The following is a 15,640-nucleotide window of genomic DNA, read 5'->3' as shown; positions in this document are numbered from 1 at the left end:
TTGCAACGCCTGCAGGAGGTAGAGCAACGCTACCAAAAGGCCGTTAAGGTCCTTGGTGAAAAAGAACTCGAAATCGAAATTTTGCGAGAGTTGCTAAAAAAGAAAAACCCCGCTTATCTGAAAAATTTGAAATAGCCGACCCATTCATTAAGCGGGGGGAACCGGCAGCTGTTGTGCTGCGCATTCTTGGGTTGTCAGAATCAACGTATTACGACCGTAAAAAGCGACTGGCCCAGTCAGCAGAAAAAGGCGAAGAACGTCCAACCGAAAGCCGTGCAGGTCGTCCCGTGCCTGGATACTCTTACACGGCTACAGGTGAGAAAGTTAGCGACGCACAAATCAAAGAATGGCTGCTCGAACTCCTTGAAGGAGAAGAGTTTGTCTATGGTTATAAGTTTTTGGCCCAATCCCTTCGAGATAAGTATGATCTCATCTTCAACAAAAAGAAGTCTTATCGACTTTGCCAAGAGTTAGACATATTGCAGAAACCTAGAAAGCGCGTACGTTCCCACCCTCGCCGATTACCGAGAAATCGAGTTATAACGGGGTCAAACCAACTTTGGCAAATGGACATTAAATATGGATACGCGATCGGGCAGGAACGGTTCTTTTTTGTACTCAGCATTATAGATGTGTTTGACCGAATGGTAGTAGGGCAGTATAGAGGCCCAGTATGCGAAGCTAAACAAGTCGTCCAAACCTTATGGTATGCCTTGCAAGACCGTATAGAGCCCGGCGAGCCTATGCCGGTGGTTCGTACAGACAATGGTCCGCAGTTCGTCAGCAAGCTATTTGGAGATACCTGTGAAAGCTTGGATCTTATTCATGAGCGTATACCACCTCGGTCCCCCAATATGAACGCCTACATTGAGTCATTTCACAGCGTCCTGGAGCGCCATCTGTTTAGCCAAAGGGACTTTATGACCCTCGATGAAGCTTATGAGGCGCTGGACCAATACATGGACTTTTACAACAACCGAAAAATTCACGGTAACTTAAGAAAAATGTCTCCAGCGAAGTTCTCGATATGGGTGAGGACACTGGAAGACACCTCTGCCTTTCATAGAGCGGTGTAATACGGCAGAATAAGGAGCAATCCTGTGAATTCATAAACATTGTAGGGTAGGACTCCGGATTAAGGGGGCCTAGCCGAATCTGCAGGTATTTCTAGCGATTTTAGAGAAACGAGTCAGTTTCGTCGAAAATTCCTGCAGAAATGCAGGAATTTTCAAATTTGTGTTCCGAACAAGAAAAAAACATGCAGATTTGCAGGAATTCAATGTTTTCAAGGTTGCTTGATAGGGCACTAGCGATATTATCGGAAGAACCAAGAGGCATTTTTACCCAAATACAAGAATTTAGTCCTATTTATCCTGATAAAAACAAAGGGGATAGGTCTCAACAGAAGGGTGGAGGTGGAGGATGGTCATGAGCGAACAAGTAGAAATCATGAAAGTTGAGGGATTGGACGAACCCAAGAGGGGACAATTGGCCGAACTGCTGATCTCCATCGTGGCGGACGGCGCGTCCGTGGGCTTTCTGGCGCCTTTAAGCATGGATGAAGCGTTGGATTATTGGGATCATGTCCTGGGTCCCGATGCGCTGCTCTGGACTGCCGTGATCGACGGAAAGGTAGTAGGGACCGTTCAACTGCATCTGGCGATGAAGGCGAACGGGGCCCACCGCGCGGAAGTGGCTAAACTGATGGTACCCCGGGTTACAGGAAGAAGGGGATTGGCCGCCGGTTGATGGAACAGGCGGAGCGGACCCGCTCGAAGCCCGGAGAAGCTTGCTCATCCTGGTTACGAGGAAAGGCGACCCGTCCAATCAGCTTTATCAATCGCTGGGATATCGGACGGCCGGACGGATTCCGGGGTATGCGCGATCCTCGGTCGGACGGCTGGAGGCTACGGTTTTTTACTATAAGCAGCTGTAAAAAACTTATTATTAGGTTTACTCATCAGGCTGTTGCCGTAGGGCAATTAGATGGAATTCCTCCCGTTAAATTTGGTGCCTATGCCGCTGCCGAAGCGAATTAGCTGGAAATTCTACCGCTAATTCGCCGGAAATGGGAGACATCGGCAATGGGACCGCGAATTAGATGGAACTTTTCCAGCTAAATTCAACCGGGAGGATAAGAGTGCTGCATTAACGGGAGGTTTTCCCGTTAATGCAGCGGCTCTTCCCGCAAAGGCCGGCCTTATCCCGCAAAGGCCTGCTCATGACGGGAGGAATTCACCCTTCATAAGCCGGTGCCGCCTTAAAGCACGAACGCGCCGATCAGTCCGCCCGCAATTCCGATGAGGACGACGGCAGCGAAGACAAACAGGAGCACCTTCCGCGGAAAGTCGCGGGCCACCATCAACAGGGATGGCAGGCTGATGGTCGGCAGCGTCAGCAGCAGGGCGGCCGCCGGGCCGGCACCGAGTCCCATGGCGGCGAACGACTGGATGATCGGAATCTCCGCCGCGGTCGGAATCACGAACAGGGTACCGACGAAGGCAAAGACAAGGATGGCGAGAATCCCGCCGCCCAGAGCGACCGGGAACATCGTATGCTGAAAAGCGCCGAGCAGCAGCACGGAGATCAAATAAGCCGGGACGATGTTAAGGATCATCAGGCCCAGGCTTTTGAGCCAGCGGAGGCCGAACGGCAGCTTCGCCGTATCTTCATCCTCGGCCGGTATCGGCGCTTTTGCCGCAAGCTTGTCCGGCACGGTATTTTGCTCGGCAAACCGGTTCGCCAGGTAGCTGACCCCGAACGTCAGCAGCAATCCGAATCCTACCCGGAGCAGCGTGAATTTCCAGGACAGCACGAAAGTCATAAATATCAAGGTTGCGGGATTCAGAACCGGATTGCCGATCCAGAAGGCGAGGCTGGCGCCAATCGAGACGTTGCGGCGGCGCAGCCCGCAGGCGACCGGAGCGGCGCAGCAGCTGCACATCATCGCGGGGAGCGAAGCGGCACCGCCCAGCAGCGTGCTTTTGAAGTTCGCTTTGCCCAGAACTTTGTACAACCACTGGGCCGGAAGCAGCACCTGGACGAGAGAACCGAGCAGAATGCCCAGCACCGCGGCTTTCCAGACCGATTTGAAATAAGCCGCAGCATATTCTATAGCGGCTCCCCAGGAAGGGGCAATAGCCGCGTCCGACCCGAGAATCGATGAGCCGATCGTATGTTGGGTCGCGGCTTTAAATGCTTTTTCATAATAGGGGCACCATTTGACATAACTTAGACCGACGATGGCAATGATGACAAACAGGACGACGAAGAGCAGCGTTTTGCCCCGGTTCATGTGGGGCGGACGTTGCGGGTTTAAACGAGATGTTGATGACATGGATGTAACCTCCGCAGTTCAGTATTTCAAGAAACGCATTTTAGTATATCACAAAGCCGGAGGAAGTTGGGGACATTGCTTTCCCGGCAACAGAGGAGTACGATTTAAAAGTACGACGACGGATTTATACATCTTTATCATTGGAAGGAATGTGATTTATATATGTCAGCATCCGATGCAATCAAACTGACGTCTTTATCCAGCAAGGGAGGATGTGGCTGCAAGATCGGTCCCGCCGATTTGTCCCAGGTGCTGCGCAGCCTGCCCGCCCCCGTCCCGAATCCCGATTTGCTCGTCGGTCTGGATACGAGCGATGATGCGGGCGTTTATCGGTTAACCGACGAAATGGCGCTCGTCCAAACGGTGGATTTCTTTACGCCGATCGTGGACAACCCGTACGCGTTCGGCCAAATCGCCGCGGCCAATGCGATCAGCGATATTTATGCCATGGGCGGCAAGCCGCTGACGGTGCTCAATATCGTAGCTTTTCCCATTTCCACGCTGGATAAAAGCATTCTGGCGGACATTCTGCGGGGGGCCGCGGACAAAGTGAGCGAAGCGGGAGCCACGCTGGTCGGCGGCCATTCCATCGACGACAAGGAGCCGAAGTTCGGCCTTGCCGTGACCGGGCTGGTTCATCCGGGCAAAGTCAGAACCAACGCCGGGGCCAAACCGGGGGACCGGTTGATTTTGACCAAGCCGATCGGGGTCGGGATTATGACGACATCGATTAAAAAAGACGCGCTCACGCCGGAAGAGATCGAGCGGGTAACCCGTGTCATGGCCACGCTGAACAAAACGGCGGCCGAAACGATGCAGGGGTATGAGGTGCACGCCTGCACGGATGTCACCGGATTCGGGCTGATGGGGCATGCGCTGGAAATGGCCAAGGGGAGCGGAGTCGGCGTGAAGATTCGCCACAGGGATGTTCCCGTGCTGCCGCGCGTTCGCGAATTGGCCGAACAGGGCTTCGTTCCGGGCGGAACGAAGAACAATTTTGCCCATGTGGAGGGGGACATTGATTTTCCGGCGGAGCTGGATCAAATCGGCCGCTATATTTTATGCGATGCCGTGACCTCGGGAGGACTGCTGATTGCCGTCGATGCCCCACAGGCGGACGAGCTGCTTCAAGCGCTTATTTCGGCTGGGGTCGAAGCCAGCCTGATCGGCGAAACGACGGAAGCCCATCCGGGCCGCATCGTGGTCGAATAAAGGAGATAACCCCATGTTTCAGGATATCAGCATCGAAGAATTGACAGAGCAGAGGGAAAAGGGGCTTGTTCTGATCGATGTCCGTTCTCCGTCCGAGTATGCGGAGTCGACGATTCCGGGCAGCTTGAACATCCCGTTTTTTGACGACCAGGAACGGGCGGAAATCGGCACGCTCTACAAGCAGGTCAGCGTGGACGCCGCCCAGGAACGTGGGCTTGAGATCATTTCGGCCAAGCTGCCGGGATTTATTAAACAATTCGCCGCGGTCCCCGGGAAAAAAGCGGTATTCTGCTGGCGGGGCGGGATGCGCAGCCGGACGACGGCGACGCTGCTCTCCCTGATGAACATTCACTCTTACCGGCTGACCGGCGGTTATCGCGCCTACCGGCAATGGGTGGTCGCCATGCTGGAGAGCATGTCTTACGAGCCTCCGGCCTATGTCATCCACGGGCATACCGGCAACGGCAAGACCGCTTTACTAAGGTTGTTGAAGGAGAGGGGCTATCCGGTCATCGACCTCGAAAGATTGGCAGGGCACCGCGGTTCGGTATTCGGTGACATCGGGCTGCGCGCGCACAACCAAAAGACGTTCGATGCTCTGCTGCTGGACGAACTGATCGAGACCGCCAACGCGCCTTATGTCCTGATGGAGGCGGAAAGCAAGCGGATCGGGAAGGTCGTGATCCCCGAGCTGGTGATGGCCAAAAAAGAACAAGGCACGCCTATTCGGATCGAGCTTCCGATCGAGGCGAGAGTGCAAAATATTTTGGAGGACTATCAGCCCTGGAAGCATCCCGAATCCTGTCTTAAAGCCTTCGACAAAATCGCTTCCCGCATCCATCGGCCCGTCGCCGTGGAGATCGGTGAATGTTTGAGGAACGGCAGCTACGAGCGTGCGGTGGAACTGCTGTTGTTGTATTATTACGATCCGCGTTACGCCTATACGGAGGAACAGTATGAAGGAGCCGAATTTATAACAATTCAGGCGCAAAGTGTAGATGAAGCGGCGGCGGCTGTTGAACGGTTGCTGCGGCGACGGGACGGAAACGGATAGAGCCATCTTGGCTATGAGACCGGGGGACAGGAGCCTGCCGGTCTTTCTTTTTTGCATCCCGTAGGATAATTATGGCAATCCGGTGCCAATCCCGCTAAAATGGAAGAGAGTAAGCAATTTTGAAAGGTTGGGATTATGTGACTAAGAAAAGGTCCAAAGACTATAAGCTCGCTGCCAAAGCGGCGTGCACCGGAATAGTAGCGATTTCCTTGCTGGTGCCTGCGGGTTGGGCTGGAGCCGAGGCCGTGCATAAAAGCACGAAAACCACATCTATAACGGTGACAGACGACGGGGCCAGTGCGCCAAGCGGTATTCCCTTGGATCATCTCTCCGACGGGATGAAGCTAAAGATCGCCTCCGGGGAAGTACCGATGCCGGGCACGGAGACGCCGGACCCCGCATTGGCCAAGTTTTCCAAGGAACAGGCCGTGGCCAAAATCAAGGAGCTTTTCCCGGATTTAAAAAACTATGAGGCGGAACGGATTGAACTGGGGATCACGAACGTTTTTCCTCGTCCGGCCAATCAGATGGTGTGGAACATCAACTGGAGTTTCCGCGACGGTAACACCTATCATGGGTTTGATTCGCAGGTGGACGCGATAACGGGAGATTTGATCAGTACATATCTTTCGATCCCGAACGATAAGAACGAAACGTACTACCCGCACAAGCTGACGCGGGAAGAAGCGTTGGAGAAAGCCAAGGCGTTCATATCCAAAGCCGCGCCCTCCGTTTCGCTCCAGGATTTGAAGGCGGAGGACACCGATGTGTGGGGCAGGGGGTCATCCTTGTTTGGCCCGATGGAATACAATTTTCATTTCAATTTGCTGCATAAGGGGATACCGACCTCATCCGAATACTTATATGTAGTCATTGACGGGAACGGACAGGTCACTTCTTTTTCGAAATCGCCGGAACGGCCGGTGTACCCCGAAGCCGCACCAACAGTCGCCCCGACGGAGGCGGAGCAGGTCTTCAAAAAACAATTGGACGTGGAGTTGGCCTATCATCCTGTCTATAAGAACTCGGAAATCACGGGCTGGGTTCTTGGCTGGCAGCCGAGCGAACCCTCGTCTTATCCCATTGATGCCATCACCGGGAAGCGTTTCGATTACCAAGGCGCGGACATATCGGAGGCACCTCGGGTTTATACGCCGATTCCGGCCGGAAAGAAGACTTTTGCTCCCCATAAAACGGGAAAAGAACTGACCGCCGACGAGGCGGTAAATGTGGTGAAGAAGGCGGCCAAGATTCCGGAAGGGCGTACGCTATCCTACTCCAGACTCGATACGGATTACATGAATTCCGAGCGGAAGATTTGGCGGATCACCTGGGATGAACAAGGCGGAAAGTACAACGTGAACACGACTCCGGCACAGACCACTGCGGAAGTCGATGCCTTAACCGGGCAACTGCTTGAATTCCGGATGGAAGAATTCGGCGCGCAAACCGCTGGAACGACGGCGGCCTCCAAGGCGGCGCAAGCGTCCACACTGTCGAAGGAAGCGGCGAAGCGGCGAGCGTTTGAAGTGGTGAATCAACTGGTCCCGGACGCCACCCTTCTTTATAAACTGGTGGAGCAGGAAGGCGAGGATCATCTCACGGAAAATAAAGCAGGCTACCGCTATTCTTTCAGACGCTTCATCAAAGACATTCCGGTGAACAGCCGAGACTTGACAGTGAACTTGGATCTGAACGGCGAACTGCAGTATTTTGGCATCGGCCGCGAGACGGGAGTGGAGAAATTGACCGGGGAACAGGCGGCCAAAATCTCGAAAGAAGAGGCCCTTAAGGCCTTCCAGGATCAATATGGCGCAAAACTGCAGTATTTACAAACGGGCGGTCATTACGCGGATAACACCTATGTGAAAGAAAAGATCAGGTTGGCTTATGTGACCGAACTCAAAGGCCCCGCAAAGGACGGCCAGATTCTTGATGCAATGACCGGGCAATGGGTCACGGTGTTTGAGAATGGAGCCGGAGCCGGTTCCAAGTCCGAACCTTCCGATCTGAAAGGGCATCGGGCGGAAGAAGAACTAACCGCACTGCTTCAATACAACATTATTTCTCCCGACCCGAACGGGCACATCAAGCCGGATGAAGAAATCGCGGCCGGAGAGTGGCTGACGATGATGGCGAAGGCCGTATCTCCTTATGAATTGAATTATGGACTTAACCAACCGGCGCAATCGAAGGCTGTATCCGCCATCCCTGCCGACAGTCCGTATTATAACGGGGCAGTCTATGCCGCGGAGCGGAAATGGATTAATCCCGAGGAGGAATTCGATGCCGAGGCGAAACTGACACGGGAACAGCTGGCCGTCATGCTGGCCTCGATTGCCAAGTATAACAAGCTGGCCTCATTTTTGAAGGAAGATGAGAGCCTCAATACATTCGCCGATAAAGAAGACATCAAGCATAAGGGAGAGGTGGCCCTGGCCATAAAGCTGGGGCTTCTGCAGGGACAAAACGGCCGGTTTAACCCCGCCGGAAAGGTCACCCGGGCCGAGGCCGCGTCGGTGATCATGACCTTGGTGAAGTTGCAGGGCAAGATGGATCAATCCGTCATGCAATAAACTGGAAGAGGGAGGAATCCGCGAAGATTCCTCCCTTTTTTTGGCTGACGTACCGGCTCCGGAACAGCTTAAAGGGGTTGGTTTTCAACATAATAAACGGCCTACTCGGTTATTTTGTCCGAATCAGCGTAAGCTCTGACCCAAGAGGAGGGTCAAGGGGAGAGACGGATGATTTTAAAATGTTTGACTCTTACCTTAGGGGAGGGGCTAAGCTGGATATCGAAAGGAGTGAGGCGTGATGTATCTTTCAGTAAAAGAAGTCGCCGAATTGGCGAAGGTCACGGTAAAAACGCTGCATCATTATCACAAAATCGGACTGCTGGTCCCGGCGGAAATCACGGAGGCTGGCTACCGATTGTACGGTGATAAGGAGTTGGAGCGGCTTCAGCAAATTATGTTTTATCGGGAATTGGACCTTTCCCTGGAACAAATCAAGGAGCTGCTTGCGGAGCGGACGAATCGGAGAGCCATATTGACGGAGCAAAAAGAACTGCTCTTGCGGAAGCAACAGAAACTGGGAACCATTCTTTCGACTTTGGAACAATCGATCGTTGCGGCGGATCGCGGCGAGCCGATGGATCGGCGGAATATGTTCCGCGGTTTTGACAGCGAAGCGGCTTGGGCCGAGGCGCTGGAGGAGCAAAATCGGCATTTAAAAGAGAATTACGGCGTGGATTTGTTGGAACAGGGACGGATCGATGTTCCGGAGTTAAACGAGCAGGCTGCGGAAGCGGCGGATTTTATGGCCCGGATGGCCGAAGCGCTTAAGGAGGGACTTAAGCACAATGATGAGAGGGTCGGGCGGCTGATTCGCCGTCATTTGGTCTTTCTGGAGCAGCATGGTCTTCCCGCCTCGGTAACGGATTTCGTGCATCAGACCCGCTTTTTCCGGGAGGACGACTTTCACAGAGGTATGCTGGAGGGACAGCAAACCGGCCTGGCTTACTATCTGGCTGCCGCGGCGGAATCGCTGATGGACCCGGAATTCTAGCGGAAATGATAGCGCCTATTCGAGTATTTTGCCAGCTGAGAAGCCCGGGGCTTCATCCGGACGGTCTCTGCCGATTTCCAAAGCTCTGATGGCCCGGGCTACCTCCCCTGTCTCTTCCGCCAAAAAGCCGATCCTAATAAAAATATCCAGCTCGGACCAGCCTCTGGATTCATAGTAGTCTTTCACCCATTCTTGAAATGCGGTCACGTCCATTCTAGTTTTCCTCCCCTTCTGGCGCCAACTTATAGAGGCCAGCCTTTCGTTTGCGCTCATTAGCTTACCACAGAACCGGAGGGAACAGGAAATTCGTTATCTTGCCTTTTTACTCGCCAAAAGGTATTTTCCATCCCATGATCCGTTATAGTTAGAGATATAAGAGGAGGAGATCGTGAGATGAGTGCCCCACCTATTCAATATTTCGACTATGGTCAGGAGCAAATCGATTACTTGAAACGGGCGGATCCGGTTTTGGGGGAAGCGATAGCCAGACTGGGCCGCCCGGAGAGACCCGTCAACCCGGACCTGTTTACCGCGCTTGTACACGCCATCATCGGCCAGTTGATCTCAACGAAGGCGGTAAATACGATTTGGGGCCGCATGCAGGAGAGGTTTGGCGGGATTTCCCCGGCAAGCCTGGCGTCCCGTTCGGCGGACGAGATACAGGGCTGCGGCATGACGATGAAAAAAGCGATTTGTATTTGGGAAATCGCCCGAAAGGCCGCGGAAGGCGAACTGGATTTCAGCGGCTTTTCCCGGCTCGGAGATGAGGAAGTCATCCTCGAGTTAATGCGGTTAAAAGGGGTTGGCCGCTGGACGGCGGAAATGCTGCTCCTGCACAGTCTGGAGCGGCCGGATGTCGTCAGTTGGGGTGACCTGGCGATCCGCCGGGGAATGATGAGGCTGTACGGGCTGACCTCCTTGACGAAGCCCCAGTTCGACGCCTATCGCGCGCGGTATTCGCCCTATGGCTCCGTGGCCTCCATTTATTTGTGGGAGCTGTCGGTCTAGCCGACCGTTTGGTTGGGGGGCATAATCATAAAGCCTCAAAGCCTCACTTTCGTTCCAACTCCAACAGCCTGGCCTTCATCTCGAGGCCCCCGCGGTATCCGGTCAGGGCGCCGTTTTTGCCCACGACGCGGTGGCAAGGTACGGTAATGAGCACCGGATTGGCGCCGATGGCCGACCCGACCGCGCGAACGGAAGAAGGCTTGCCGATGAGCGCCGCAATGTCGGAATAGGACGAGGTCTGCCCGTAAGGGATTTGGCACAGCGCGGCCCAGACCGCCGACTGAAACGCCGTACCCCGCAGATCGTAAGGAACGCTAAAGCGGCTGAGGCGTCCTTGAAAATAGGCCGTAAGCTCCGCGGCGTAAGGTCGGAGCCGCACTTCGTCATGGACCAGGACGGCGCGGGGGAACCGGCGGTTGACCCAGTCTTCCAGTTCTTGAAAATCCGCGCCCTGTGATCCTACGTAACAGAGCCCTTGCTCCGTGGCCGCGAGATAAAGGCCCCAATCTTCAAATTGATAATGCATCCAGTAGATGGACGGGGTAAGTTTCATTTTAAAAGCCTCCTTGAACCGGCGGAATTGACGAATGGCGAAAACCGGCCGGCGTATGGCCGGTGTTTTTTTTGAACAAGGTGATGAAATAAGGAGTATTTGCCAATCCTACATGGCACCCGACGTCGGAAACCGGCAGGTCCGTTGCCAGCAGCAGTGTCTTGGCCCGTTCCACGCGTACCGTCTGTATATACTCCAGCGGGGTGATTCCTTTCACCCTTTTAAAAGTCCGGTGCAGATGATAAGGACTGCCGTGGCACAGCTCGGCGAGCGAATGGAGCGTTAAAGCTTCATGAGGATGCTCGTCGATGTATTCCGTCACGACCGCCACCCACTCTTCATCCGGCAGCCGGCTGCCGGTGGGTTTACAGCGTTTGCACGGGCGAAATCCCGCGGAGATCGCTTCATCCGGGCTGGCAAAGATCGTGATGTTTTCCCTTTTGGGCGGCCGGGACTTGCAGGAAGGACGGCAGAAGATCCCCGTCGTCTTGACCGCATAATAGAATTGTCCGTCGCTCGCGGCGTCGTTTTCGATAATGGCCCGCCAGCGTTCATGCGTAACCTCGCTCATTTCGTTCACCTCTCTGGTCCCCATTATACCTCGATCCGCGTGCGAATGTACGCGCTTTGGGATAGAATAGCAAGATAACGAAACAGAATATATTTTAACGAAAATGAACTGGAGGACCGAGGCGATGAGACGAAATAACATTCAGGTTCCCTACGGCTATGAACCGCCAGTACGGCAGCGCAAAGGCACGCTGATCTTTTACGATGCTTTCGAACAAGTGACATCGGAAGATTTGGATGCGGCCGCGGCGGTGGCAGAGCAAAGGGCGTTTGAGCGGCTGGTGCTTTACCCGCTCCACGAGGAAACCGTCAGAAGAATGACGAAGGATCCGGTGCGTTCTTTTTATAAGCGAGAGGACGAGTTGCATGAATGGAAGCGCGGGCAGAACAGGCCCGACATTTCCATCGAAGGCTGGGAAGGCAAACGCAAAAAGTACACGCCGATCGACTCGGCGCTCCGATATTTAACGGAGAAGTATCCATCTCCTTACTTTCTTTATCTCACACCGGAGATGGGGAACCTGTTTGCGTCGTTCTCCTCCTTCGAGGAATGGATCGTAAACATCCGGCTGTTGTTCACGGAAGAACCGGAGACGCTTCATCCCCGGCTGGAAAAATTCCGCCACCGTTGGAGTGTCGCTTCCGGGGAATAAAGGAGGGAGGATATGGTTATGACACCAAGTGGGAAACTTAGGTACGCCATTCTTATCCTCTTCGCACTGGTCCTGGCCCTTGGCGGCTGCTCGGACCGGGGGGCTCCCGAACCGGTGCGGAATGGAACGAGGGCGGCTTCGCAGCGGGCCGATGCCGCCCAGCCGGGCCAACCCGAAGCGACGAGCCCCCGGCCGGAGACCCAAGATCCGCCGGAGCCGGAGCCAGGTCCAGCCGATGCCGCCAGGGAACTGTTGAAGCGGATGACCACGGCGGAAAAAATCGGGCAGTTGATCCTCGTCGGCCTGGAAGGAACGAAGACGGATGAGCATACCCGAGCATTTATCGAGGACTATCATGTCGGAGGTTTTATTTTTTACAAGGACAATATCAAAACGAGCCGCCAATCCCTGGCCTTGTTCAACCAGCTCAAAAAAGACAATGCCGCCAACCCGGTTCCCCTGTTCTTGAGCGTGGATGAGGAAGGCGGGCGGGTTTCCCGGATGCCCGGCGATTTCGGCGACATTCCGTCCGCCGCGGTCATCGGAGGAACGGAACAAGTGGAAGCGTCGGAAGCTTTTTATCGCCTGATCGGGGAGGAATTGGCCGGCTTTGGCCTGAATATGGATTTCGCCCCGGTGCTTGATATTCACAGCAATCCCGCCAATCCGGTGATCGGAGACCGTTCCTTCGGAAGTACGGCCCAGCGGGTCAGCGGAATGGGGGTAGCCGCCATGAACGGCTTGAAGGCGGAAGGCGTGATTCCCGTCATCAAACATTTCCCCGGTCACGGCGACACCTCGGTGGACTCCCATCTTGGGCTTCCCGTGCTCTCCCACGATCTGAACAGGCTGCGCGAACTTGAGCTCCTTCCTTTTCGGGATGCGATCCGCGAAGGGGCCGACGTCGTGATGATCGCGCATTTGCTGCTGCCGAAGCTGGACCCGAAAGCCCCGGCCTCCTTCTCCGAGCCGATCATTCATGACCTGCTCCGCACGGAACTGGATTTTCAAGGCGTGGTCATTTCCGATGATCTGACGATGGGAGCAATTACGCAGCATTACGAAATCGATGAAGCGGCGGTCCGCTTTATCAAGGCCGGCGGGAATATCGCCTTGGTTGGGCATGATCCGGACAGGCAGCAGGCCGTGATCCGGGCGATCATGCGGGCGGTCGAACAGGGGGAGATCAGCGGGAAAATGCTGGACGAACGGGTCTACCCGATTTTACAGCTGAAAATAAAATACGGCTTGACCGACCGGCCCGCACAGGGGCCTGATCAGAAAGCCGTAAATGCAGGCATTGTGGAAGCACTGCGTCGATACGATATCCGCTAGGAGGGATGATGCTGATACACAGCGAGATCAATGCGGCCTTCCCCGGTCACCTCGACCCCTTCTCCTTCGAGAAACATTTTTTGCAAAACAAAGCCTTCCTCCTCGCGAATCGCAATTTCCCCCTGGGCGTTGACGACCCGGTGCCAAGGCAGGCCGTGTTTGCCGCTCATCGAATGCAGAATTCGAACGACCTGTCTGGCGGCTCTGGGACTCCCCGCGGCTCCGGCGACTTGACCGTAAGTCATCACCTTGCCCGCCGGGATGGCGGAAATGATTTCAATCACTTGTGCGGTAAAAGGTTGCATTTGGATACTCCTTCAATTTATGGTGAGAGAAAATAATGTTGACGATAGAATTGAGGGAAAACTATGGAATCTATTTTACACTCGGAACGCCTGTTGATGAAAGTGTTGGATGAAGCCGCCGCTGCGGAGGTTTTGGACTATGTCCGGCGCAACCGTGAATTCCTGGAGCCATGGGAGCGGGAGAAAGAGGAAGATTATTACACGCTGGATTATCAAAAAGAGCTGCTGGCCAAAGAACGACACCAACATGAAAAAGGGGATTTCTACAAAATGTGGATTTACCGGAAGGACCGGCCGGAGCGGATCATCGGTTCCGTGGCGCTCAGCAATATGGTATTCGGCGCCTTTCTGTCCTGCCATCTCGGATACAGGCTGGATCGGGAGGAACAAAAGCAGGGGTTCATGACGGAAGCGGTAGAGGCCACCGTCCAATATGCCTTCCAAGCGTTGGGGCTGCACCGCATCGAGGCGAATATTATGCCGAGGAATGCGGCCTCCCTCCGCGTTGTCGAAAAGCTGGGCTTCTATAACGAAGGACTGGCCTTGAAATATCTGAAAATCCATAGGAAATGGGAGGATCACCTTCACATGGTTTTGCGGAACGAGGCCTTGGAATAGGAACAATGGATTTTGGGAGAGGGGAAGGAAACCTGATATGAGAGAGGAACCACAAATTAAGTTTCGCAAAGTCACTGAAGCGGATGCCGAGGCCTATCTGGAACTGCGCTGTCGTCTGGACCGGGAAACGGAGTTTATGCTGCTTATGCCGAACGAGCGTGTAACTACGCTGGAGCAGGAGAGAAATCGACTGGTTTCGCTGTTGGAGCAGGGGACCTCCATGATCTTTGCGGCTGAAGCGCAGGGGCAATGGATCGGCTATTTGGGCGCATTCGGATCGAATTATAAGCGAAACAAACACGCGGTAAGCCTGGTGCTGGGCATTTTGCAGGCCTATTCGAGAAGAGGCGTGGGGACGCGCCTGTTTGCCGAACTGGAACTGTGGGCCCGAGAACGGGGCATTCACCGGCTGGAGCTTACGGTGATGGCTCACAATGAGGCGGCTATCGCCCTGTACAAGAAATGCGGATTCGAGGTCGAGGGTGTTCGAAAGCATGCGATACGGCTCGGAGACCGGTATGTCGACGAGCTTTACATGGCCAAGCTGCTCCCTCTTTAGCCGTAACTTTCGGCCTTGCCCAGACGTATATAGGCTGTAAATAAGCGATGGACGTTACAAACAAGGCTGACAAGGGAGGAAACGACTTTGCAACATCCGCTTCGACAATTGGGTTATCCGGAAAAAGGGATATTATATGTTATTCTCCTGGCCGCCACCATGATCGGCATGAAATACGTAATTGAAGTAAGATTGCCGAGCGGAGGAAAGCCGCCCTATCTCTTCCTCGTCTGGAATACGTTTTTGGCCTGGATCCCTGCGGGGCTTGCGGTATTGCTTGACCTGGCCAGCCTGATGCGCCAGCGCGTGCTGAAGAGCGCGGTTATATTGTTCATCGGGCTATTGTGGCTGTTTTTTTATCCCAATGCGGCGTATATGGTGACCGACCTGCTGCATCCGTTTGCCCGTTATCCGGTCTCCGGTGGGGGACGATTCTGGTCGGATATGCTGTTCTGGGATCATTTGTATACGGTACTTTTCACGGCGCTGCTGGGATTGGCGCTGGGAACCGTTTCGCTGGCTTCCGTTCACGGACTGGTCCGGCGCTGGATCGGACCGGCCGCCGGTTGGATTTTTGCGATCTCAGTCCTGCTGCTCAGCAGCTTCGGGATTTACCTTGGCCGGTTTATCCGGTTCAACAGCTGGGATATTTGGCACCGTCCCCTCTATGTCCTCAGGGAAATGGTCGTCTATTTCACGAATTTGGACAATTTATGGCACGCTTTGACTTTTTGCAAATGGGTGTTTCTTATTACGGCGTTCAGCTACGCAGTTGCCTACTTTTTTGGCGCTTTCCGCCTCAAGCGGCAGCCGGTTCCGCCGCCGGAACAGAAATAAAAGACGCGCGGGATGCTCCGGATTTTTCCCTC

14 protein-coding genes and 3 pseudogenes are annotated in these 15,640 nt (G+C 54.3%); 12 read left to right on the top strand and 5 right to left on the bottom strand.

The features are described 5' to 3' along the window. Window positions 1-128: 128 nt before the first annotated feature. Window positions 129-1,076 (top strand): annotated as a pseudogene (locus V4U88_RS24435) (IS3 family transposase); the annotation flags it as partial. A 352-nt stretch (window positions 1,077-1,428) separates the two neighbouring features. Continuing rightward, window positions 1,429-1,936: pseudogene (locus V4U88_RS24430) on the top strand (GNAT family N-acetyltransferase). 324 nt (window positions 1,937-2,260) lie between these two features. Here the strand turns inward: V4U88_RS24430 and V4U88_RS24425 are convergent. Then, entirely contained in the window at window positions 2,261-3,337 is a 1,077-nt protein-coding gene (locus tag V4U88_RS24425) for a permease (RefSeq protein ID WP_334075807.1), read from the bottom strand. 162 nt (window positions 3,338-3,499) lie between these two features. On the opposite strand from V4U88_RS24425, the gene selD reads away from it, so the two are divergent. The 4 genes from selD (at window position 3,500) to V4U88_RS24405 (ending at window position 9,170) form a co-directional block, all read left to right on the top strand. Next, window positions 3,500-4,549: a selenide, water dikinase SelD gene (gene selD / locus V4U88_RS24420; RefSeq protein WP_334075806.1), complete on the top strand. Its 1,050-nt coding sequence runs from the start codon at window positions 3,500-3,502 to the stop codon at window positions 4,547-4,549. A 13-nt stretch (window positions 4,550-4,562) separates the two neighbouring features. After that, window positions 4,563-5,603 (top strand): tRNA 2-selenouridine(34) synthase MnmH, encoded by a 1,041-nt coding sequence (mnmH, locus tag V4U88_RS24415; RefSeq protein WP_334075805.1) that lies wholly within the window; start codon window positions 4,563-4,565, stop codon window positions 5,601-5,603. Between the two features lie 137 nt (window positions 5,604-5,740). After that, window positions 5,741-8,179 (top strand): S-layer homology domain-containing protein, encoded by a 2,439-nt coding sequence (locus V4U88_RS24410; protein ID WP_334075804.1) that lies wholly within the window; start codon window positions 5,741-5,743, stop codon window positions 8,177-8,179. Window positions 8,180-8,417: 238 nt separating this feature from the next. Next, a complete protein-coding gene (locus V4U88_RS24405; RefSeq protein ID WP_334075803.1) occupies window positions 8,418-9,170 on the top strand; it encodes a MerR family transcriptional regulator in 753 nt (250 codons plus the stop codon). 42 nt (window positions 9,171-9,212) lie between these two features. On the opposite strand, the pseudogene V4U88_RS24400 reads toward V4U88_RS24405, so the two are convergent. Beyond that, window positions 9,213-9,383, bottom strand: a pseudogene (locus V4U88_RS24400) (MazG-like family protein); the annotation flags it as partial. A gap of 180 nt (window positions 9,384-9,563) precedes the next feature. On the opposite strand from V4U88_RS24400, the gene V4U88_RS24395 reads away from it, so the two are divergent. Continuing rightward, complete coding sequence (locus V4U88_RS24395) at window positions 9,564-10,178, top strand: DNA-3-methyladenine glycosylase family protein (protein ID WP_334075802.1); 615 nt, start codon at window positions 9,564-9,566, stop codon at window positions 10,176-10,178. A 43-nt stretch (window positions 10,179-10,221) separates the two neighbouring features. Here the strand turns inward: V4U88_RS24395 and V4U88_RS24390 are convergent, their stop codons facing one another. Beyond that, window positions 10,222-10,731 carry a methylated-DNA--[protein]-cysteine S-methyltransferase gene (locus tag V4U88_RS24390; protein ID WP_334075801.1) on the bottom strand — a complete coding sequence of 170 codons (510 nt, stop codon included), beginning with the start codon at window positions 10,729-10,731 and terminating at the stop codon, window positions 10,222-10,224. A gap of 1 nt (window position 10,732) precedes the next feature. Further along, window positions 10,733-11,302, bottom strand: a complete 570-nt coding sequence (locus V4U88_RS24385) for a bifunctional transcriptional activator/DNA repair enzyme AdaA (RefSeq protein ID WP_334075800.1) — start codon at window positions 11,300-11,302, stop codon at window positions 10,733-10,735. 124 nt (window positions 11,303-11,426) lie between these two features. Between V4U88_RS24385 and V4U88_RS24380 the strand changes: the two genes are divergently transcribed. Both V4U88_RS24380 and nagZ read left to right on the top strand, forming a co-directional pair. Then, entirely contained in the window at window positions 11,427-11,954 is a 528-nt protein-coding gene (locus V4U88_RS24380) for a hypothetical protein (RefSeq protein ID WP_334075799.1), read from the top strand. A gap of 18 nt (window positions 11,955-11,972) precedes the next feature. Further along, the gene (gene nagZ, locus V4U88_RS24375) at window positions 11,973-13,289 is read left to right on the top strand and encodes a beta-N-acetylhexosaminidase (protein WP_334075798.1); all 1,317 of its coding nucleotides are present in this window, start codon (window positions 11,973-11,975) and stop codon (window positions 13,287-13,289) included. On the opposite strand, the gene V4U88_RS24370 is transcribed toward nagZ, so the two are convergent. Beyond that, on the bottom strand, window positions 13,286-13,594 hold the full coding sequence (locus tag V4U88_RS24370; RefSeq protein WP_334075797.1) for an MGMT family protein: 309 nt from the start codon (window positions 13,592-13,594) through the stop codon (window positions 13,286-13,288). The genes nagZ and V4U88_RS24370 overlap by 4 nt on opposite strands. 63 nt (window positions 13,595-13,657) lie before the next feature. Here V4U88_RS24370 and V4U88_RS24365 point away from each other — a divergent pair, with 63 nt between their 5' ends. From V4U88_RS24365 to V4U88_RS24355, 3 genes are all read left to right on the top strand, one after another. Beyond that, window positions 13,658-14,212, top strand: coding sequence for a GNAT family N-acetyltransferase (locus V4U88_RS24365; protein ID WP_334075796.1), 555 nt, complete (start codon window positions 13,658-13,660; stop codon window positions 14,210-14,212). Window positions 14,213-14,249: 37 nt separating this feature from the next. Next, complete coding sequence (locus tag V4U88_RS24360) at window positions 14,250-14,771, top strand: GNAT family N-acetyltransferase (RefSeq protein ID WP_334075795.1); 522 nt, start codon at window positions 14,250-14,252, stop codon at window positions 14,769-14,771. Window positions 14,772-14,858: 87 nt separating this feature from the next. After that, window positions 14,859-15,608: a DUF1361 domain-containing protein gene (locus tag V4U88_RS24355; protein WP_334075794.1), complete on the top strand. Its 750-nt coding sequence runs from the start codon at window positions 14,859-14,861 to the stop codon at window positions 15,606-15,608. The last annotated feature ends 32 nt before the right edge of the window (window positions 15,609-15,640 follow it).

The sequence above is a fragment of the Paenibacillus sp. A14 genome, assembly GCF_036864815.1.
Classification (GTDB): domain Bacteria; phylum Bacillota; class Bacilli; order Paenibacillales; family Paenibacillaceae; genus Fontibacillus; species Fontibacillus sanfengchensis.
Note: the sequence above shows the minus strand (reverse complement) of the source record. Positions and strands in the feature narration are given on the sequence as shown.